The 20,494-nt window shown below is 40.3% G+C and carries 15 protein-coding genes; 1 reads left to right on the forward strand and 14 read right to left on the reverse strand.

Annotated elements, in window-relative coordinates; genetic code table 11:
• Positions 1-322: 322 nt before the first annotated feature.
• The gene (spuA, locus tag HT691_RS00700; RefSeq protein WP_172925224.1) at positions 323-4,183 is read left to right on the forward strand and encodes an LPXTG-anchored pullulanase SpuA; all 3,861 of its coding nucleotides are present in this window, start codon (positions 323-325) and stop codon (positions 4,181-4,183) included.
• Positions 4,184-4,258: 75 nt separating this feature from the next.
• Here the strand turns inward: spuA and HT691_RS00705 are convergent, their stop codons facing one another.
• The 14 genes from HT691_RS00705 to bglA all read right to left on the reverse strand — a co-directional run bounded on the left by HT691_RS00705 (position 4,259) and on the right by bglA (position 20,465).
• Entirely contained in the window at positions 4,259-5,023 is a 765-nt protein-coding gene (locus HT691_RS00705; protein WP_166728064.1) for an amino acid ABC transporter ATP-binding protein, read from the reverse strand.
• Between the two features lie 9 nt (positions 5,024-5,032).
• Positions 5,033-5,755, reverse strand: a complete 723-nt coding sequence (locus HT691_RS00710) for an amino acid ABC transporter permease (protein WP_023932533.1) — start codon at positions 5,753-5,755, stop codon at positions 5,033-5,035.
• 3 nt (positions 5,756-5,758) lie between these two features.
• Positions 5,759-6,451, reverse strand: a complete 693-nt coding sequence (locus tag HT691_RS00715) for an amino acid ABC transporter permease (RefSeq protein ID WP_172921644.1) — start codon at positions 6,449-6,451, stop codon at positions 5,759-5,761.
• A gap of 185 nt (positions 6,452-6,636) precedes the next feature.
• Positions 6,637-7,515 carry a transporter substrate-binding domain-containing protein gene (locus HT691_RS00720; protein WP_023932529.1) on the reverse strand — a complete coding sequence of 293 codons (879 nt, stop codon included), beginning with the start codon at positions 7,513-7,515 and terminating at the stop codon, positions 6,637-6,639.
• Positions 7,516-7,526: 11 nt separating this feature from the next.
• A complete protein-coding gene (locus tag HT691_RS00725; RefSeq protein ID WP_050222822.1) occupies positions 7,527-8,525 on the reverse strand; it encodes a uroporphyrinogen decarboxylase family protein in 999 nt (332 codons plus the stop codon).
• 2 nt (positions 8,526-8,527) lie between these two features.
• Entirely contained in the window at positions 8,528-8,731 is a 204-nt protein-coding gene (locus tag HT691_RS00730) for a hypothetical protein (RefSeq protein WP_000823549.1), read from the reverse strand.
• A 9-nt stretch (positions 8,732-8,740) separates the two neighbouring features.
• Positions 8,741-9,748 carry a uroporphyrinogen decarboxylase family protein gene (locus HT691_RS00735; RefSeq protein WP_172925225.1) on the reverse strand — a complete coding sequence of 336 codons (1,008 nt, stop codon included), beginning with the start codon at positions 9,746-9,748 and terminating at the stop codon, positions 8,741-8,743.
• Between the two features lie 206 nt (positions 9,749-9,954).
• Positions 9,955-11,004 carry an LLM class flavin-dependent oxidoreductase gene (locus tag HT691_RS00740; protein WP_031243218.1) on the reverse strand — a complete coding sequence of 350 codons (1,050 nt, stop codon included), beginning with the start codon at positions 11,002-11,004 and terminating at the stop codon, positions 9,955-9,957.
• Positions 11,005-11,255: 251 nt separating this feature from the next.
• Positions 11,256-12,392, reverse strand: coding sequence for a mannitol-1-phosphate 5-dehydrogenase (locus HT691_RS00745; RefSeq protein ID WP_000682964.1), 1,137 nt, complete (start codon positions 12,390-12,392; stop codon positions 11,256-11,258).
• A 61-nt stretch (positions 12,393-12,453) separates the two neighbouring features.
• On the reverse strand, positions 12,454-12,891 hold the full coding sequence (locus tag HT691_RS00750) for a PTS sugar transporter subunit IIA (RefSeq protein WP_000764149.1): 438 nt from the start codon (positions 12,889-12,891) through the stop codon (positions 12,454-12,456).
• Position 12,892: 1 nt separating this feature from the next.
• On the reverse strand, positions 12,893-14,848 hold the full coding sequence (locus tag HT691_RS00755; RefSeq protein WP_001864364.1) for a transcription antiterminator: 1,956 nt from the start codon (positions 14,846-14,848) through the stop codon (positions 12,893-12,895).
• A gap of 23 nt (positions 14,849-14,871) precedes the next feature.
• Positions 14,872-16,641 (reverse strand): PTS mannitol-specific transporter subunit IIBC, encoded by a 1,770-nt coding sequence (locus HT691_RS00760; protein WP_172925226.1) that lies wholly within the window; start codon positions 16,639-16,641, stop codon positions 14,872-14,874.
• Between the two features lie 444 nt (positions 16,642-17,085).
• Positions 17,086-18,894: a glutamine--fructose-6-phosphate transaminase (isomerizing) gene (gene glmS / locus HT691_RS00765; protein ID WP_000334290.1), complete on the reverse strand. Its 1,809-nt coding sequence runs from the start codon at positions 18,892-18,894 to the stop codon at positions 17,086-17,088.
• Positions 18,895-19,085: 191 nt separating this feature from the next.
• Positions 19,086-20,465, reverse strand: a complete 1,380-nt coding sequence (gene bglA, locus HT691_RS00770; protein WP_023932520.1) for a 6-phospho-beta-glucosidase — start codon at positions 20,463-20,465, stop codon at positions 19,086-19,088.
• Positions 20,466-20,494 lie beyond the last annotated feature (29 nt).

The raw sequence follows: 20,494 nt of genomic DNA on the forward strand, positions 1-20,494 counted from the left end.
ATCAATTTCTGAATAAAAATAGCTGGGAACACATCATCTTCCTAATAATACGTCTTGTCTTATGTGACATTTTATACTCTTCGAAAATCTCTTCAAACCACGTCAACGTCGCCTTGCCGTACTCAAGTACAGCCTGCGGCTAGTTTCCTAGTTTGCTCTTTGATTTTCATTGAGTATTATCTCCATCATTTATACTGATATACAAAATAGTACGGAAAACTTCTCAAAAGTAAGAATTTCTTTTACAAACAAAGGAAAACGCTTGCATATTGTTTTACTACATGCTATACTGGTATAGAAATTTATTGATTGGAGAATCATCATGAGAAAAACACCAGCTCAAACTGAGAAAAAAATGGTCTACAGCATCCGTTCCCTCAAAAATGGAACTGGTTCTGTCCTTATCGGCGCAAGCCTTGTCTTGCTTGCCATGGCTACACCAACTATCTCAGCCGACGAAAGTACACCAACCACTAACGCAAATAATAGTGAAACTACTACTGCCCTTGCCCAGCCTCTTACTGATACAGCAACTAGCACTGGTAAGAAAGAAAGCGATTTTTCTTCACCTAATAATGCAAGCGCTTCCCTAGAGAAAGAAGAAAAACCTGCAACAGAGGCAACCACTCCTGTTGCAAGCCCAGCCGATCCAGCACCACAAACTGGACAAGATCGTTCAAGTGAGACAACTACTTCCACTAGTCCAGTAACGACTGAAACTAAGGCAGAAGAGCCCATCGAAGATAACTACTTCCGTATCCATGTCAAAAAACTTCCTGAAAAAAACAAGGATGCTCAAGGACTATGGACTTGGGACGATGTTGAAAAACCATCTGAAAATTGGCCAAACGGAGCCTTGTCCTTCAAGGATGCCAAAAAAGATGACTACGGCTATTACCTAGATGTCAAATTAAAGGGAGAAGAAGCCAAGAAAATTAGCTTCCTCATCAACAATACAGCTGGAAAAAATCTAACCGGCGATAAATCTATAGAAAAACTAGTTCCAAAAATGAACGAGGCTTGGTTAGACCAAGATTACAAGGTTTTCTCTTACGAGCCACAGCCTGCAGGAACTGTTCGCGTCAACTACTACCGCACAGATGGCAACTATGACAAGAAATCTCTCTGGTACTGGGGAGATGTGAAAAATCCAAGTAGCGCTCAATGGCCTGACGGAACAGACTTTACGGCTACAGGCAAATATGGCCGCTATATCGACATTCCTCTTAATGAAGCCGCAAGAGAATTTGGATTTTTATTACTAGATGAGAGCAAAGAAGGAGACGACGTGAAAATCCGTAAAGAAGATTATAAGTTTACAGATTTGAAAAATCATAGCCAAATTTTCCTAAAAGACGATGACGAATCAATTTACACAAATCCATACTATGTCCATGATATCCGTATGACAGGTGCCCAACACGTAGGAACTTCTAGCATTGAAAGTAGTTTTTCAACACTTGTCGGTGCTAAAAAAGAGGATATCCTCAAACACTCCAACATCACTAATCACCTAGGAAATAAAGTAGCTATCACCGATGTTGCAATAGATGAAGCTGGTAAAAAAGTGACCTACAGCGGAGATTTCTCTGACACAAAACACCCATATACTGTTAGCTACAATTCCGGCCAATTCACTACCAAAACAAGCTGGCGCCTGAAAGATGAGGCTTACAGCTATGATGGTAAACTTGGAGCTGATCTTAAAGAAGAAGGAAAACAAGTTGATTTGACCCTCTGGTCACCAAGTGCTGATAAGGTTTCTGTCGTTGTCTACGACAAGAATGACCCTGACAAAGTAGTTGGAACTGTCGCTCTTGAAAAAGGGGAAAGAGGAACTTGGAAACAAACTCTAGACAGCACAAACAAACTCGGAATCACCGATTTCACTGGATACTACTATCAATACCAAATCGAGCGTCAGGGGAAAACTGTTCTTGCACTCGATCCTTACGCTAAATCTCTTGCTGCTTGGAATAGCGACGATGCCAAGATTGACGATGCCCATAAAGTGGCTAAAGCCGCCTTTGTAGATCCAGCTAAACTCGGACCGCAAGACTTAACTTATGGTAAGATTCACAATTTCAAGACTCGTGAAGACGCCGTTATCTACGAAGCTCATGTGCGTGATTTCACTTCAGATCCTGCCATTGCAAAAGACTTGACCAAACCATTTGGTACCTTTGAAGCCTTTATTGAAAAACTAGACTACCTCAAAGACTTAGGTGTGACCCACATCCAGCTCCTTCCAGTCTTGTCTTACTACTTTGTCAATGAATTGAAAAACCATGAACGCTTGTCTGACTATGCTTCAAGCAACAGCAACTACAACTGGGGATATGACCCTCAAAACTACTTCTCATTGACTGGTATGTACTCAAGCGATCCTAAGAATCCAGAAAAACGAATCGCAGAATTTAAAAACCTCATCAACGAAATCCACAAACGTGGCATGGGAGCTATCCTAGACGTAGTTTATAACCATACAGCCAAAGTCGATCTCTTTGAAGATTTAGAACCAAACTACTACCACTTTATGGATGCTGATGGGACACCTCGAACTAGCTTTGGTGGTGGACGCTTGGGGACAACCCACCATATGAGCAAACGGATCCTAGTTGACTCTATCAAATATCTAGTTGATACCTACAAAGTGGATGGCTTCCGTTTCGATATGATGGGAGACCATGACGCCGCTTCTATCGAAGAAGCTTACAAGGCTGCACGCGCCCTCAATCCAAACCTAATCATGCTTGGTGAAGGTTGGAGAACCTATGCTGGTGATGAAAATATGCCTACTAAAGCTGCTGACCAAGATTGGATGAAACATACCGATACTGTCGCTGTCTTTTCAGATGACATCCGTAACAACCTCAAATCTGGTTATCCAAACGAAGGTCAACCTGCCTTTATCACAGGTGGCAAGCGTGATGTCAACACTGTCTTCAAAAATCTCATTGCTCAACCAACCAACTTTGAAGCAGACAGTCCTGGAGATGTCATCCAATACATCGCAGCCCATGATAACTTGACCCTCTTTGACATCATTGCCCAGTCTATCAAAAAAGACCCAAGCAAGGCTGAGAACTATGCTGAAATCCACCGTCGTTTACGACTTGGAAATCTCATGGTCTTGACAGCTCAAGGAACTCCATTTATCCACTCCGGTCAGGAATATGGACGTACTAAACAATTCCGTGACCCAGCCTACAAGACTCCAGTAGCAGAGGACAAACAACCAAACAAATCTCACTTGTTGCGTGATAAGGATGGCAATCCGTTTGACTATCCTTACTTCATCCATGACTCTTACGATTCTAGCGATGCAGTCAACAAGTTTGACTGGACTAAGGCTACAGATGGAAAAGCATATCCTGAAAATGTCAAGAGCCGTGACTACATGAAAGGTTTGATTGCCCTTCGTCAATCTACAGATGCCTTCCGACTTAAGAGTCTCCAAGATATTAAAGACCGTGTCCACCTCATCACTGTCCCAGGTCAAAATGGTGTAGAAAAAGAGGATGTAGTGATTGGCTACCAAATCACTGCTCCAAACGGTGATATCTACGCAGTCTTTGTCAATGCGGACGAAAAAGCTCGCGAATTTAATTTGGGAACTGCCTTTGCCCATCTAAGAAATGCTGAAGTTTTGGCAGATGAGAACCAAGCAGGACCAGTCGGAATTGCCAACCCGAAAGGACTTGAATGGACTGAAAAAGGCTTGAAATTGAATGCCCTTACAGCTACTGTTCTTCGAGTCTCTCAAAATGGAACTAGCCATGAGTCAACTGCAGAAGAGAAACCAGACTCAAGCCCTTCCAAGCCTGAACATCAAAATGAAGCTTCTCTCCCTGCACATCAAGATCCAGCTCCACAAGCTAAACCTGATTCTACTAAACCATCTGCAACAGTAGCTGATTCAGAAAATAAACCTAGCCAAGCTACAACTGGTTCACAAGCTTCACAACCAGCACAAGAAGCACAAGCATCATCTGTAAAAGAAGCGGTTCGAAACGAATCGGTAGAAAGCTCTAGCAAGGAAAATATACCTGCAACCCCAGATAAACAAGCTGAACTTCCAAATACAGGAATCAAAAACGAAAACAAACTCCTATTTGCAGGAATCAGCCTCCTTGCGCTCCTTGGTCTCGGTTTCTTACTAAAAAATAAAAAAGAGAACTAAACTAGCCCTCCTATAGAACTATCCCCCAAGCCTTAACGCTCGGGGGATTGATTTTTGCCCTGATAAGTCTATCTATCAAATCATATATTCTACACTATAGGTCGCATCCGAGAGTATTCGTGCCAAAAATTGCTTGGTTCGTTCTTCTTTTGGACGACTAAAGAAATCATGGGCATTATTTTCTTCAACAATTTTCCCACCGTCCATAAAAATAACATGATTGGCTACATCTCTAGCAAAACCCATCTCATGAGTCACTACTACCATAGTAACTCCTTCTTTAGCTAACTGTTTTAAAACATCTAAAACATCCCCTACCAACTCTGGATCCAAGGCCGATGTTGGCTCATCTAATAAAATGACCTCTGGTTTCACAGCAATGGCACGCGCAATACCGATTCGTTGTTGCTGGCCTCCAGAAAGCTGAGAGGGATAGTAAGCTTTATAAGCTAGTAAACCAACTTTTTCTAAGGCAGCTTCCGCACGTTTTGTTGCTTCTTCCTTAGGAATTTTCCGAGCAATAATCAAGCCCTCCAAAATATTTTCCAAGGCCGTTTTATTAGCAAATAAATTATAATGTTGAAAAACGAAAGCAGTCTTCTTGCGAATTTCTAAAATATCTTTTTTAGTCAATTTTCCAAGGTCGTATTCTTTATCAGCAAGCTTCAAAGAGCCACTATCGGCTTTTTCTAAATGATTGAGACATCTGAGAAAAGTCGTTTTACCTGATCCAGATGGCCCCAATATTACAACCACATCCCCTTGGTTGACCTTGAGATTAACATCTTCCAGGACTTGTCTGTCTCCAAATTTTTTTGCAACATGTTCTACTTGTAACATTGTCTCCTCCTATGCTAAACCTGTACTGGGCACTACTTGTCCCTTTTTTCTTTGAATATAGCGTTTCTCTAAGATTGAAAAGCCCCATTGAATCAATCCGCAAATAAGAATGTACTGTAAAAAGATCACAAAATAGGATTCAAAATACTGATAACCATAAGACGCTTCAACACGGGCAATGGCTGTAATATCCTTAATGGTCATCACAAAGACCAAAGAGGTTCCTTTTACAATATTTATGACTAGATTAGCCAGATTGGGCAAGGCTGATTGCAAGGCCTGTGGAAAAACAATCCTCACATAAGCCTGACTAGTGGTTAAACCAATCGCTTGTGCAGCTTCTAATTGTCCCTTATCCACAGTCAAAATAGCCGAACGTAAGATTTCTGATAAACTACCTGTTGTCATCAAACTATAGATAATAAAAGCATAATAGATCGGATTGAGTTTAAAGATATCAACATCACTCCCTATGCTTTTGAGAAATTGATTGAGCAAACTCGGAAACAAACTATAAAAGAAAAGAATCAGCAAAATCGGAGGTGTTGCTCTTATAAAAGCTAGATACACGAGAGAGAAAGTTCGAACACCTTTGACTTTATATATTTGTCCCAGAGCTAAAAACAAGGCTGGTCCAAAACTTAAGACCATGGCTACAATCATAATGATTAAGGTGGTTGGCACCCCTTTTAAGGTCTCTAAAAAAGTTTTCGCAATATAGTCTAAATCCATATCCTATCTCCCTTTCGTTTCCAAAGATTTTTCTAACAAGCGACTCAAGAAGGAAACAGCCAAGGCTACACCCCAATAAATAATGGCAACCGCTGTATAGGTTTCAAGAGAGTAATTCCCCAAATTGCGACTGATTAAGAGATTCCCAGCTCCCATGACATCCACAAAACCAATCGTATAGGCTAGGGAAGCGTCCCGCATCAAATTTAGAATAGCGGTCGTCATATTTGGAAGAGCCACTTGAAAAGCCTGAGGAAAAATGATTCTCCAAAATGTCTGACTAGGGGTCAGACCAATACTGACTCCAGCTTCCATCTGACCTTTGGGAATTGCCTGATAGGACGCCTTAAATACTTCTGCAATGATAGCCGCAAATAGCAAGACCATGGTGAATAAGACGAAGACCGTCTTAGACCAGTTGTTGATATCTAAATTCAGCCACCATTTTAAAAATTCAGGTAAACCATAAAAGACAAGGAATAGTAAAACAATAGGGGGAGTACAGCGAAGAGTGAAAATATAGCCCTTAGAAAGACCTGCAAAAGTCTTGTCTTCTCCCACTTGAGCCCAAGCCAGTAAGCCACCGAAAAGGGAACCGAGGACTGTAGTAAAAAAGAGAATGGACAAGGTCATAGGAAGAGCCTGCCATAAGGTTGGTAAAAATTGGAACACTCTTGAAAAATCATATGAAACCATGTAAACCTCTTTCTAATACTCAATGAAAATCAAAAAGCAAACTAGGAAACTAGCCGCATATTGCTCAAAACAGTGTTTTGAGGTTGTGGATAGAACTGACAAAGTCAGTAACCATACCTACGGCAAGGCGACGTTGACGTGGTTTGAAGAGATTTTCGAAGAGTATAACACGCCTGATTGCTCATCTAATCTTTATCAACGTAGCTAAAAACATCTTCTTTGAAGTATTTTTGAGAAAGTTTAGCTAGAGTTCCATCTTCTTTTAATTCTTTAATCGCTTTTTCATACTCTTTAGCAAACTTCTCACCCTTTTCATCACGGTGAATCAAGGGATAGGTTGGAATTCCTTTATAAGGGAACCAGCTAAGTTTGTCCGCATATTGGTGGTAAGAACCATCCTCTGCTGTCACTGCTTTTTCAAAAGACAACTTGATGTCAAAGAAAGCATCATAACGTCCTTCTAAAACCCAAGCATAAGCATCTGCCACCTTGAAAGATTCAGCAGCTGTCAACTCAATTGGTGTATCCTTGTGCTTGTCATTATAGCTATTAATCACATTCCACTGGGCATTTTGAGGAGAGATGGGTACTAATTTCCCTTTATTTTTGGCGAAATCATCAATATTCTTATATTTAGCTTCATCTCCTTTTCTGACAGTAAAACCAATAATGCTGGCTCCTACTGGCTCAGATGGAATAATGAATTTCTTAGCCCGTTCATCTGTATACCAAGCACCTTTAGTTCCAATATCGTACTTGCCAGACTCAAGTCCAATCAAGAGATCATCATCACTAGTTCCAGTATACTCAAATTTATAATCTGCTAATTTCTCATCCACCGCCTTTAAAACAGCGACTTCATAACCATCTGATTCCCCTTTTTCGTCAATAAAATCATAAGGGACATAGTTTTGAGTATGGGCAACTTTTAAAGTTGTTACTTGTCCAGACGAAGCTGCATCTGCACCTTTAGCAGATGCTCCCGACAAAGTCCTACCAATAATCGTTGCTCCAAGCACTGCCACAACCGCAACTCCACCAACAATCCATGTTTTCTTACTCATATTCTTCTCCTTTATTTAGCTACTGCTTCTCTCACCCACTGGATACGCTCCACTGCAATATCGTTTGGAATGGTACAATCTGCTCCAAGTATGAGGCCATCTTTCCCTGTTTCTTCTACCAATCGTTTGGTTTCAGCCTGAATTTCTTCCTTACTGCCTCGATAGAGAAGGCCATCTTTACCGTTTTCAAATCCTCCCAGAACAGCACGACCCTTGAAAATCTCACGACCTTCTTTTAGACTAATCCCTTCTGGACCAACTGCCCAGTTAAAAACATGAGCTGGATAGTCTGCAAAGATATGAATATCGTTTCGAGCTCCTTCATAGCCACAGATATGAAGGATATTTACCCCACCAACCGACTTAGCCGCATTTAAAACAGTCAGTTCACTCGGCTCAATAATCTCCTGATAGGCTTCAGCAGAAACACGCGCATCCTGAATACTTTGCACACTGAGATAAATACCATCTACTCCTGCATCTTTAATAATAGCTTGACTCAAGCTAGCGATATCTTGCGCAATCACATCAAGGACTTTTTTCAATTTCTGAGAATCTTGAACTAAGAAATCTGCAATGAGATCATCTCCACCAGACACTTCTCCAAGTAACCATTTGAGGTAGGTCACAGGCGCAAAAATATTGTAAATAGCAACAATATCTTCCGTAAACTCCTGCTTAATCTTCTTCACTAATTCTACCTGCTCTCTAATCCACGGATGATCTTTACCCAGAGGTTGAACCTCCGACAGCTCTTGGAGTGACTTCCCTTTAGCAATAACTGGATTTGGATAAGCAAAATAGCCATCACTCATCAACTTGATAAAGTCTGGATGTAGGTCACGGATAAAACGTTTGTGACCTTGTATGTTCTTTTCAATAATCACAGGATTGGAAAATCCCTTTAACCATTCCTCTTCTGATGTAAAGTGGTGCCAAAAACCTACAGGTACACGGCCAACCACTTCTCCTCTAAATGCTTTTAAAACCCAGTCTCTTTTTTCTGACATCTCTATTTTCCATTTCTTTCTTTTTCAACTAATAAAACACTGGCAATATCATTGGTTTGAATAAAGGGAAGACTTCTCTTCTGAAAATCCTGAATCCCATGACATCTTGGCCCTTCCTTACAAGCAAGTCCCTTTGTAAGACTGATCGCAAGTAAGATGACAAATCCGAGGGCCGTCCCTACCAATAGCCACTTTTTTCTTTTCATAAGGCTCTCCTATTCTAACATAGCAGCCTGACGAATCCAGTCCAATCTTTCTAATTCAAAGTCATCTGGAACCGTGCAATCCGCTCCAAGAAGGACTCCTCTAGTCCCAGCTTCAGCCAACAATCGTTTGGTTTCCTCTTGTAGTGCAGCCTTTCTACCTCCATAAAGCAGGCTCTGCTTCCCATTTTCAAAACCACCCAAGACCGCTTTGCCATGAAATAGCTCCTGACCTTGAGGTAAACTGACTGCTTCATGGTGGGTTGCCCAATTGAAAACCTGGGCTGGATAATCTTTGAAAATAGTCACATTGTTACTGGCACCTTGGAAACCGCAGATATGCAGGATATTTACCCCACCTACCTGATTGGCAGCTTCTAAAACCTTTATGTTACTTGGCTCAATATAGGTCTGATACAATTCTGCTGTGATGCGCTCATCCTGAATTTCTTGTGTACTGAGATAGATTCCATCTGCTCCACCATCCTGAATGATTTTTTTAGTTAGGATAGCGATATCCTCAGCTATCACGTCTAAAACATTCCTGAATAGCTCTGGATTTTCAAGAAAAAGATCTGAAACCTCCTTATCACCTCTAGAAGTCTCTGTACGAAACCACCTTTTCAAATAGGAGATCGGAGAAAAAATATTGTAAAATGATGCAATGTCCTCAGTGAAGGTTGCTCGAATAGCCTCTACCACTTCTACTTGTTGCTGAATCCAAGGATGGTTTTCACCAATCGACTCAATAGAAGCTAACTCCTGAAGACTTGTAACCTTAGGACTGTAGACATTACTTGGATAAATGAAAAATCCGTCACTCATCATTTTGACAAAATCAGGATGGATTCTTTCAACGTACTTCCGATGTCCCTCTACACTTTTTTGAAAGATACGTGGATTATTTAAACCTTGTCCTTTTTCCTCCAGTGTTACAAAATGAAACCAAAAGCCAACAGGAACCCGTTCCACCTCTTCTCCTCGAATAGCTCTAAAAACTAGCTCTCTTTTACTTGTCATACTTCTCTCCTTCCATTTGGATTGAAACCATCTTACCACTCCTTTTGACCTTTTCCCAATATATATTGACTATCGACTTGATTGGGATTGTTTATATCAATAGAGAAAAAAATCTCTGAAAANNTTTTCAGAGATTTTTTTCTGTTTATTGCTTTTTTAAAATAGTTGTTATATAGATTTTTTATCAGCCTGATTAGTATTTTTTATTAAGCCTCTTTCATGGCAAAGTAAGCCCGGACTTTGGGAGCCACTTGTGTGCCGAAGAGTTCAATAGCTCTCAGGACTTGTTCATGAGGCATGGAACCAAGCGGTAGATGGAGCATGAAGCGGTCCAAACCTAAGTCTTCAATCATGCGAATCAATTTTTCGGCCACCTGATCTGGATTGCCCACAAACATGGCGCCATTTGATCCTACCTGCTCCAAATATTGCTTATAACGCAATTCTTGCCAGTGTGGACGGTCTTTGGAAATAGCATCCACTACTTGCTTGGTCGGATGGAAATAATCTTTCACAGCCTGCTCGCCATCTTCAGCAATCCAACCCCAAGAATGGACCCCAACCTTTAGTTCCTGACTGGCATGGTCTGCTTCGCTCCCAATCTCACGATAAGCCTGAATCAACTTTTTAAAATAACGAGGGTTACCACCAATAATGGCATAGACAATCGGTAGGCCTGCCTGAGCAATCTTTACTGTTGATTCGACATGACCACCTGTCACTATCCACAAGGGTAATTTGTCCTGAACTGGACGAGGATAAACTTCTTTACCAGCAATCGTTTGGGTCAATCGACCTTTCCAGTCTAGCTTTGTCTTTTCATTGACTAACTGGAGCAAGTCTAATTTCTCATCAAAAAGGGCTTCGTAGTCTTTCAAATCATAGCCAAACAGAGGAAATGATTCCGTGAAAGAACCCCTTCCAGCCATAATCTCCGCACGTCCATTTGACAAAGCATCGATAGTGGCATATTGTTGGAATAAGCGAATCGGATCCATACTCGAGAGAATGCTGACTGCACTGGTCAAACGGATTTTCTTGGTATTGACTGCCCCAGCTGCCAGGACAATCTCTGGGGCTGATACTGCAAAATCCTCTCGATGGTGCTCACCAATCCCATACACATCCAAACCAACCTTGTCAGCCAGTTCAACCTCTGCTAGCAACTGGCGAATGCGTTCGTCATGACTGTAAGTTTGCCCAATCCCTTCAAGCTCCGTTGTTTCCCCAAATGTTGAAATTCCCAATTCTACCATATCCATTATCCCTATCTACTCTGTCCTCCAATTTGAAAAATTATTCTAATACTCAATGAAAATCAAAGAGCAAACTAGGAAGCTAGCCGCAGGCTGCTCAAAGCACTGTTTTGAGGTTGCAGATAAGACTGACGGAGTCAGCTCAAAGCACTGCTTTGAGGTGGTAGATAGAACTGATGAAGTCAGCTCAAAATACTGTTTTGAGGTTGCAGATGGATGCTAACCTGATTTGAAGAGATTTTCGAAAAAGATTAAATATACTCTACAATTTGCTCAATCAATTCTGGGTCGTCTAAACCTGTAACTTGTATAACAACATCTTTGACTGATTGTTTAGCCAACAATTCACCTAATCGAATACTTTCTTCATCATTTACATCGCGATAGTCAAAGGCATAGCCAACTGTTTTAAGTAGGTTTTTATATGACAAACTGAGTTCTTTCAATTCACGTATCGGCCGGATGAATCGTTCATTATAGCCTAATTTTCGGATTGGAGTACGAGCTACGCGACTAACCTCGTCCACTATGAAAGGATTTTCAAACCGTTCTATAATGACTTTGTGATAATTCTCCAATTCTTTTTTATCAAAGTTCCATTTGGCAATCAAGAGACTCCGAATTTCAGTTAATACAGATTCAATCCGAGATTTGATATTAGGATTTTGAAGAGCTTCCAAAATTGTCTTGGCACCATAATGCGCACCAATGTAAGCTGAAGTTGCATGTCCAGAATTGACTGAAAAAAGTTTTCGCTCAATAAAGGGTTCTAAATCTTCTTCATAATGCACATCTTTTAGACGTAAATCTGGATTTTTAAGACGCTTGGTTTCCACGACCCATTCATTAAAGGGTTCGACCACAACAAAAAGGGAATCTTCGTGACTTTGTGCTGGAACAATCCTGTCTACTGCAGCATTTGGAAAACCTATGTAGTTATCAGCAAATGTCAAACCTTCCGGACTTAAATATTTCTTGACTTCTTGATAAAGAAATTGAGACCCGCCAATCATATTTTCACAGGCCATAACATCCAATGCCTGTGTATTTCCTGCAACTCGGCGAGCTTCGATTCCTTTGGCTAGAAGTTCAGCGATAAAAGGGAGTATATTAGGTCCGATTGCAGTAGTAATAATATCCGTCTTTTGAATCGCTTCAATGACTTGCTCAGGGTCTTCTTTGCTATTAATGCCAGCCACATTAGTTACTTCTATACGAGACTGTCCTTTCTGTGCAATTTCAATTTCATACTTGCCCTTTTCATTTAGAGCATGAATTATCTGATTATTGACATCCACAAAATCAATATGGAAACCATTTTTAAATAGAATTTCACCTATAAAACCACGACCGATATTACCGGCACCAAAATGAACAGAATGTTTCATTCAATTTCTCCTTTTCCTATTTGAGGGACATATATACTAGATAACAAATGACTAAATTCAATTATTCAACAGCATCAAATAAGCGCAATACTTCCTCTTTTGACTGAGCATCTGCTAGTTTAAGAACATTATCTACATCTGCACAGAAGATAGAAATTTTCTGAATAATTTCTAAGTGTTCATTACCAATACCAGCAATACCAAAAAGAACCGTTGCCACTTGAGGGTTAGATACATTCCCAAAATCAACCCCTCTAGGGACTTGAACGACTGTAATACCAGACTTGAGGACATCATTTTTTGCTGCATCTGTTCCATGCGGTATGGCGATAAAGTTACCCATGTAAACAGATAGCTCTTTATCTCGCTCAATCATGGCTTCAATATAGTCTTCATTAACATATCCACCCTCATAAAGAACTTGCCCACAATAACAAATAGCTTCCTCCTTGTTAGAAAATTGTTTATTAAGCTTAATCAAATGTTTTTCAAGTTTCATATTAGTTCTCCAATTTCTTAATTTTTTCGTTAAAAATAGTATTTAGCATCTGATAAATAATGGATTGATTTCCCGTCTTGTAAATCTCTGTATAAAGATGATTTTCAATAATCGACTGACTGATAGCTGTCATTAAATCTCTCGCTTCCTCGCTAGCTTCTTTAGACATTAGCATTAGCAGACACCTTTTGACCTCTTCTTCCTCTCGTTTCATTGACAATGCGGAGATAGGTAGTTTGAGTTCAAACATAGTAAAACTATTTGTTGTTACTTTGCTAGACTGACTATGTAAAAGCACCAGACCAGTATTAGGAATAGCCATAGGACTATTCTGGAAGTGAGATAACAATTTTCTTGTTAGGTAATCTCTGTCACTCACATTCTTCTGATATTGGATGATTTGTTCTACCGTGTGCTCAAATGATTGATTATTCTCCAATTGAACCAACTCGAATTGACTCAAAAGCTGACTACTAGATATTAAATAATCTTGCAAGTCATAACTTTTCTCTGGAGCGATAGCATCACGCGCGACAATTGTACGATGTGCCTGTACATACTGAAGTCGTTCCTGTAATTCAAGCAGTTCTTTGACGGTTGGAAAACTAGAAATTACATCGATTTCCTGATTAGTCAGCGGCTTGGTAGATAAAATATAATCATACTGACTGAGATCAATACTGTGGTAATCTACTAGAGACTGAATATCTATCAACTCTACAAAAGGAGCAACACTCTTAATTTTACTGACTAATAAATCTCTAGTGACCCGACGTTCATCCGTTAAAAGCAAAACACGGACTGGATAAATCTCTGGACTACGGCCTAAGCTAGAGATAAAATGTAGGGCAATCATGCCATACTCATACTCTGTATGAAGATATTTCGGAAAAATATCATTTACTAAAAGACTGATGACTGTATAAAGAAATTTATTCCTTTCAACTAAAATCTGGACAGATTCTGGCAAATTTTCACCCTGAAAAAGGATAGGGACGCCTAAACTGAGCCGAATATGATGGAAAAGAAAATTGAATAAAACCTTGTCCTTAAAAAAGTCAATCTTGGTATACATGGAAACCGTATCAATCAGATTTGAAATATTGTAGAAAAATTCACCATCAAATTTCTCCGTAAAGAGCGGATTGTCCTGACGTTTAATGATTAATTCATCCAAGATGCTCGCAAAATAGATAATTTCCTGAATACTATAAAATTGTGCAGTCTGCTTAGAGTAAGCTTGAAAAATTTTTTGAGAAATTTCCAAAGCCTGCTTACTAGTATTAGGTGAATTTTCAATGTTTTGCTCCTGACCTATAAGAGATAACAAGATCGCAAAAAACATCTTCATCCTAGCATCCATATCTGGAAAACCTGACAGTTGCTTATTAACAATCTGACTGGCCAGCCTAGTTCTATCTGCTTCTAAAATATCAAAGCTCCCAAAATTACCGGTTGAAAAATCTGCTACTGAGATACAGTTTGTCAGTAAAATAGCCAAAAATCTTCTCTTACCAACTGAATCACCAGAAATACGATAACCTTTTTGTCGTTCAATTTTCAGATCAAAGTCTAAAAGACGCTTATCAATATCTGAAATATCCTGAATAATAGTTACATTACTGACTTTCATGCACTCTTGCAATGCTTCATTGGTGACAAAACCACTCTCAGTCAGAAGGCGATAGGTAATCAACTCTTGTCTTTCTTGGGGACTATACTCAACTAACACTTCAAGTTCTGTCGGCAAATCATCCAACTCTCCAGTCAAAATATAGTATTTCCCATGCTTCGTTATTTCGATTCCATATTGCTCCATGCTATCTGTCAAATCTGATAAAGTTCGATAAATTGTTCTAGATGAAACCTGTAAGATTTCAGTCATGTCTTGCATTGAAAGCTTCCCTACATGTAGGAAAGCCTTCAATAATTGTTCTTCTCGTTTGGTTAATAGCATTCGTAATTTAGAAACCTCTAGTTCTATTTGTACATTCTAACAGCCATTTTGTCATATTCTGGTGTTGTTACTAAACTATCCACAATAAGAAATTGAGAATTCGGTGCTGTTTGCTGCACTTCTGCCTGTAAAGAAATAGTTGTTACAATCATTATGTTTTTAGAATTAAATTCACCTAATTCTGAAATTTTGGCAGTAGAAACTGGAATACGAATATTCTTGTTTCTAAAGATAGCCCGAATCGTTTCACAGCCCATAGTTGCAGATCCCTGTGCTTTACCATAAGCAACTACTACAGCATCAATATGGTTAGGGTCAATTTCCTGACTATCTACTGATGCTGAAGTTGATATATCTCCTTCAATTTCTGCTATTGGAGAAGCTCCTGTTAATGAAGCTACAATTTCATCATAACGAGGGGACGCTAAGAAATTATCAACAGAAACATGAATAGCACTTGGACTCTTGTCTTTAGCTCTTGGTGTCAGTTCTTCCTGAGTAACAATTAATGTTTTTGGTGTATCAAGCAAATTTGAGATTGCCTGATTAGATACTGGAATCTCTAGACCTGCTTTTTTAACCTTATCTCGAAGAATACTAGCTCCCATAGCAGAGCTTCCCATACCAGCATCGCAGGCGAAAATGATTTTTTCCACTGAGTCTGTCGAAACAACTGCATCAACAGAAGTTGATACTAACTGACCTTTAGACTGAGCCTTAGCTGCTTGGGTAGCCGCCTGAGCAGCTTCGAGCGAATCCTCAGTTGACTTGTCTGCATGAAGAATAAGGGCTGCTACAAGGAAAGAAACAACTGCTGCCACTAAAACACCTAGAAGAACATTTAGATGGGGCCAAACGCCTTTTGGCGCCGTAGCCATAATCGCAATAATAGAACCTGGTGAAGCTGGAGATTTAAGACCAGCGTCTAAGAGTTGAAAAGTAAAAGTTCCAGAGATACCTCCTGCCATAGCAGCTAAAAATAGAGTAGGCTTCATCATAACATAAGGAAAGTAAATTTCATGAATCCCTCCGAAGAAATGAATAAGCATTGCCCCCCAAGAAGAAGATTTAGCAGAACCTTTACCGAATACAGCATAAGCTAATAGAATTCCCAGGCCTGGTCCAGGATTAGCTTCCAATAGGAAGAGAATTGACTTACCAGCTTGAGCTACCTGTTCTACTCCCAGAGGAGTAAAAATGCCATGATTGAGGGCATTATTGAGGAAAAGGACTTTAGCCGGTTCGATGATAATATTAGCTATAGGAAGGAGGCGAGCATTAACAATAGCCTCAACACCATTCCCAACAGCTCCAGTAAGAGTCGATACGACTGGACCGATTGCGTAGAAAGCCAAAAGCAATAATGCAAAACCAACGAGACCAGCTGAGAAATTATTAACTAACATTTCAAATCCGGGACGAATTTTTTCCTGGAACTTTTCATCAAATTTCTTGATAGTCCATCCTCCCAGTGAGCCCATTACCATAGCTCCGATAAACATAGGAACACTAGAACCTGTGATTGCACCAACAGTAGCAATAGCTCCTACAACGGCACCACGTTGACCATGGATCATATATCCACCTGTGTAACCAATCAGGATTGGCAATAAATACGTTAACATAGGACCAACAACAGTAGCTAACTGTTCATTTGGCAGATAGCCATCAGCGATAAAGAGGGCAGTCAACACTCCCCAAGCAATAAATGCTCCAATATTGGGCATAACCATATTTGAAAGCGATGTCCCTAGTTTTTGAACTCTGACTTTCAATGATACTTTTTCTTCCATTAGGATCATCCTCCTTTTCTTAAAACTAGTATATACAAAGTTAAAAACCTTTAAAACTAAAGTTTTGTCACAGATTTTGTGCCAAAACTTTACTTTTGACGAGGCTGGGCAAAAAGGCTTAAAAATGATAAAACGCATCATATCAGGTGTACAAAACCTTAATATGATGCGTTTTATCATGGAAAGATTTACTGAATTTTCTCTTCAAATTGAGTTTTTGCCCAGCTTCCTCTTTTTATAGTAGTTTGAAATAAGATACGAACAAATCAATTGGAAAATTCAAATTAATTTCTAGAAATATTTTAGTATTCCTGTGTACTGTTCTAAATTCAATCTGCTATAATTATTGAAAAGTAAACCCCTATCATCATTTGTAACATAAAAAATAGGCTGTAAAACCTTATAGGATAAACCTATGGCTTTACGCCCGTATATTCATAGATTCTATTCTACCGTTACTGATTTAGCAAGGTTACGTGGTTTGTCCACATCAAGACCACGGTGGAGGGTTGCAAAGTAAGCGACCAATTGTGTTGGTACGACCATTGAAATTGGTGAGAGGTAAGGGTGTACAGTCGTAAGGACGATATCGTCTGTCTCTTTAGCAACATTTTCTTCTGCGATAGTGAGGACTTTTGCACCACGGGCTGCCACCTCTTGGATATTTCCACGAGTGTGGTTGGCAAGGACTGGATCTGACAAGAGAGTCAAAACAGGTGTTCCTTCTTCAATCAAGGCAATAGTTCCGTGCTTGAGTTCTCCTGCCGCAAAGCCTTCACACTGGATGTAAGAAATCTCTTTAAGTTTGAGACTTGCTTCCATGGCTACGTAGTAATCTTGACCACGTCCGATGTAAAAGGCGTTACGAGTTGTTTCAAGTAGCTCACGAACCTTGACTTCAATGGTTTCTTTCTCTGAAAGAGTTGATTCGATAGACTGAGCTACGATTGACAACTCATGAACTAAATCAAAGGCTTGCGCTTTGGCATTGCCATTTGCTTCTCCGACTGCTTTTGCAAGGAAGGCAAGGGCTGCAATTTGCGCTGTATAGGCCTTGGTTGAGGCTACGGCAATTTCAGGACCTGCGTGAAGGAGCATGGTATGGTTAGCTTCACGTGAAAGGGTTGAACCTGGGACATTTGTCACTGTCAAGCTTGGGATTCCCATTTCATTAGCCTTGACCAAAACCTGACGGCTATCCGCTGTTTCACCAGACTGGCTGATAAAGATGAAAAGTGGTTTCTTGCTGAGAAGTGGCATACCGTAGCCCCACTCAGATGAGATTCCAAGTTCAACTGGCGTATCTGTCAATTCTTCCAACATTTTCTTAGAAGCAAATCCTGCGTGGTAAGATGTTCCAGCTGCAAGGATGTAGATACGGTCTGCGTCTTGAACAGCCTTGATAATAGCTGGGGCTACGACAACTTGACCAGCCTCATCTGTGTAGGCTTGGATAAGTTTCCGCATAACCGTTGGTTGCTCGTCAATTTCCTTGAGCATGTAGTAAGGATAAGTTCCCTTACCGATATCTGACAAGTCAAGTTCTGCAGTATAGCTAGCACGTTCACGACGATTGCCATCATAGTCTTGAACTTCTACGCTATCTGCCTTGACGATTACCAACTCTTGGTCATGAATTTCCATATATTGATTAGTCTCACGAATCATAGCCATAGCATCTGAACAGACCATGTTATAGCCTTCTCCAAGACCAATCAAAAGTGGTGATTTATTCTTAGCTACGTAGATAACTTCAGGATCTTGTGAGTCAACCAAGGCAAAAGCATAAGAACCACGGATGATGTGAAGAGCTTTTTTGAAAGCTTCAAGAACTGACAAGCCATCTTCTTCCGCAAATTTTCCGATCAAGTGAACGGCGATTTCCGTATCTGTTTGCCCTTTGAAGTTGTGCCCCGCAAGGTATTCTTCCTTGATTTCAAGATAGTTCTCAATCACCCCGTTATGCACCAAGACAAAACGTTCAGTCTCAGAGCGGTGTGGGTGAGCATTGTCTTCCGTTGGTTTTCCGTGAGTCGCCCAACGAGTATGTCCAATACCAGTTGTTCCCTCCACACCAGCTGTCTTAGCAGACAATTCTGCAATACGGCCAACCGCCTTGACCAGATGATTTTCAGCACCACCTAGGACAAAAATTCCCGCAGAATCATAGCCACGGTATTCAAGCTTTTCAAGCCCTTGAATCAAAATATCAGTTGCATTTGTGTTTCCAACAACACCAACAATTCCACACATAGTATATACGACACAGACAAGCTGTGCTTTCTCCTTAAAATTGGTATAGTCTAATTCTTCTTTTATAGAATCAGCAAAAACAGTATATACTTGTTTTTTTCACTTGTCAAGAGTAAAAATTGGTATAGTTCACATTAACTTCTTGTAAACAAAAAACTCTGACCAATTAGGATAATCAGTCAGAGTCCTTTTTAAAATCCATTATTATCGCTTAATTCCTTGAACCAGTGCCCTGATTTCTTCAGACGGCGTTCTTGCGTTTTCAAGTCCAATTCAACCAAACCATAGCGATTTTTATAGCTGTTGAGCCATGACCAACAGTCAATAAAGGTCCAAATTAAGTAGCCCTTACAATTGGCTCCGTCTTCAATAGCACGGTAAAGTTCGCGAAGATGACCTTTTACAAAGTCAATACGGTAATCATCTTGAATCATTCCATTCTCACGGAATTTTTCTTCCCCTTCAACACCCATACCATTCTCTGTCAACATCCACTCAATATTGCCATAGTTTTCCTTGATATTTTGGGCAATGTCATAAATCCCTTGCTCATAAATCTCCCAGCCACGGTGAGGATTAATTTTACGTCCAGGCATCACATAAGGCTCATAAAAATGTTCTGGTAAGAGTGGACTCTCTGGATGCTTCGCAAATCGAGGAGCCATAACACGCAAAGGTTGATAGTAGTTGACACCAAGGAAGTCCACCGTATTGTCACGAATGAGCTCCAACTCCTCCTCTGTAGCATCAGGCAAGAGCCCGTATTCATGCAAGATTTCTACCAACTCCTGTGGATAAGTCCCCAAAACAGACGGATCTAAGAAAGATTGGGCCTGAAAAAGGTCCGCAATACGAGCCGCCTTGACATCAGCAGGATGCTGGCTACGTGGATAAGCCGGTGTCAAGTTTAAGACAATCCCAATCTTGGAATCAGGCAAGAGTTCATGACAGGCCTTAACCGCCCGACTGCTGGCCAATTGTGTATAATAAGCTACTTTAACCGCTACCTCTGCATCCACCTTATGTGGATAATGGGCATCGTAAAAATAGCCAAATTCTACTGGAACGATTGGCTCGTTAAAGGTAATCCATTGATCCACTAAATCTCCATAAGTCTCAAAACAAAAACGAGCATAGTCTTCATAGGCTGAGACTGTCGCCTTATTTTCCCAACCATCCCCATCCTCTTGAAGGGCAAAAGGCAAATCAAAATGATAAAGATTGACTAACAGACGAATCCCTTTGGCCTTAATAGCCTCAAAAACCTTACGGTAAAAATCTACACCCTGAGAATTGACTTTTCCACGTCCTTGTGGAAAAATCCGTGACCACTGAATAGAAGTTCGAAAGGCCGTGTGACCAGTTTCTAACAGGAGGTCGATATCCTGTTCCCAATTTTCATAAAAGGTCGATGTCTTATCTGGACCAATCCCATTATAGTAACGGTTTGGCTCCACTTGGTACCAATAATCCCAGAGATTATCTCCCTTACCGTCACCAGCTACACGTCCTTCTGTTTGTGGTCCAGAAGTAGAGGATCCCCAGACAAAATCCTTTGGAAATCTTAGCATACATTTACCTCTTTATCTACTCATTTTTC

It is taken from the genome of Streptococcus sp. 477 (assembly GCF_013277295.1).
Taxonomy (GTDB): domain Bacteria; phylum Bacillota; class Bacilli; order Lactobacillales; family Streptococcaceae; genus Streptococcus; species Streptococcus pseudopneumoniae.

Excerpts from the sequence above, each read along its gene's own strand:
- HT691_RS00740 (WP_031243218.1), bottom strand. The coding sequence starts at position 11,004 with ATGGTAGAATTGGGAATTTCAACATTTGGGGAAACAACGGAGCTTGAA.
- HT691_RS00760 (WP_172925226.1), bottom strand. The coding sequence starts at position 16,641 with ATGGAAGAAAAAGTATCATTGAAAGTCAGAGTTCAAAAACTAGGGACA.
- HT691_RS00710 (WP_023932533.1), bottom strand. The coding sequence starts at position 5,755 with ATGGATTTAGACTATATTGCGAAAACTTTTTTAGAGACCTTAAAAGGG.
- HT691_RS00755 (WP_001864364.1), bottom strand. The coding sequence starts at position 14,848 with ATGCTATTAACCAAACGAGAAGAACAATTATTGAAGGCTTTCCTACAT.
- glmS (WP_000334290.1), bottom strand. The coding sequence starts at position 18,894 with ATGTGTGGAATTGTTGGTGTTGTTGGAAACACAAATGCAACTGATATT.
- HT691_RS00730 (WP_000823549.1), bottom strand. The coding sequence starts at position 8,731 with ATGAAAAGAAAAAAGTGGCTATTGGTAGGGACGGCCCTCGGATTTGTC.
- HT691_RS00725 (WP_050222822.1), bottom strand. The coding sequence starts at position 8,525 with ATGTCAGAAAAAAGAGACTGGGTTTTAAAAGCATTTAGAGGAGAAGTG.
- HT691_RS00720 (WP_023932529.1), bottom strand. The coding sequence starts at position 7,515 with ATGAGTAAGAAAACATGGATTGTTGGTGGAGTTGCGGTTGTGGCAGTG.
- bglA (WP_023932520.1), bottom strand. The coding sequence starts at position 20,465 with ATGCTAAGATTTCCAAAGGATTTTGTCTGGGGATCCTCTACTTCTGGA.
- HT691_RS00750 (WP_000764149.1), bottom strand. The coding sequence starts at position 12,891 with ATGAAACTTGAAAAACATTTGATTAAGCTTAATAAACAATTTTCTAAC.
- spuA (WP_172925224.1), top strand. The coding sequence starts at position 323 with ATGAGAAAAACACCAGCTCAAACTGAGAAAAAAATGGTCTACAGCATC.
- HT691_RS00715 (WP_172921644.1), bottom strand. The coding sequence starts at position 6,451 with ATGGTTTCATATGATTTTTCAAGAGTGTTCCAATTTTTACCAACCTTA.
- HT691_RS00735 (WP_172925225.1), bottom strand. The coding sequence starts at position 9,748 with ATGACAAGTAAAAGAGAGCTAGTTTTTAGAGCTATTCGAGGAGAAGAG.
- HT691_RS00745 (WP_000682964.1), bottom strand. The coding sequence starts at position 12,392 with ATGAAACATTCTGTTCATTTTGGTGCCGGTAATATCGGTCGTGGTTTT.
- HT691_RS00705 (WP_166728064.1), bottom strand. The coding sequence starts at position 5,023 with ATGTTACAAGTAGAACATGTTGCAAAAAAATTTGGAGACAGACAAGTC.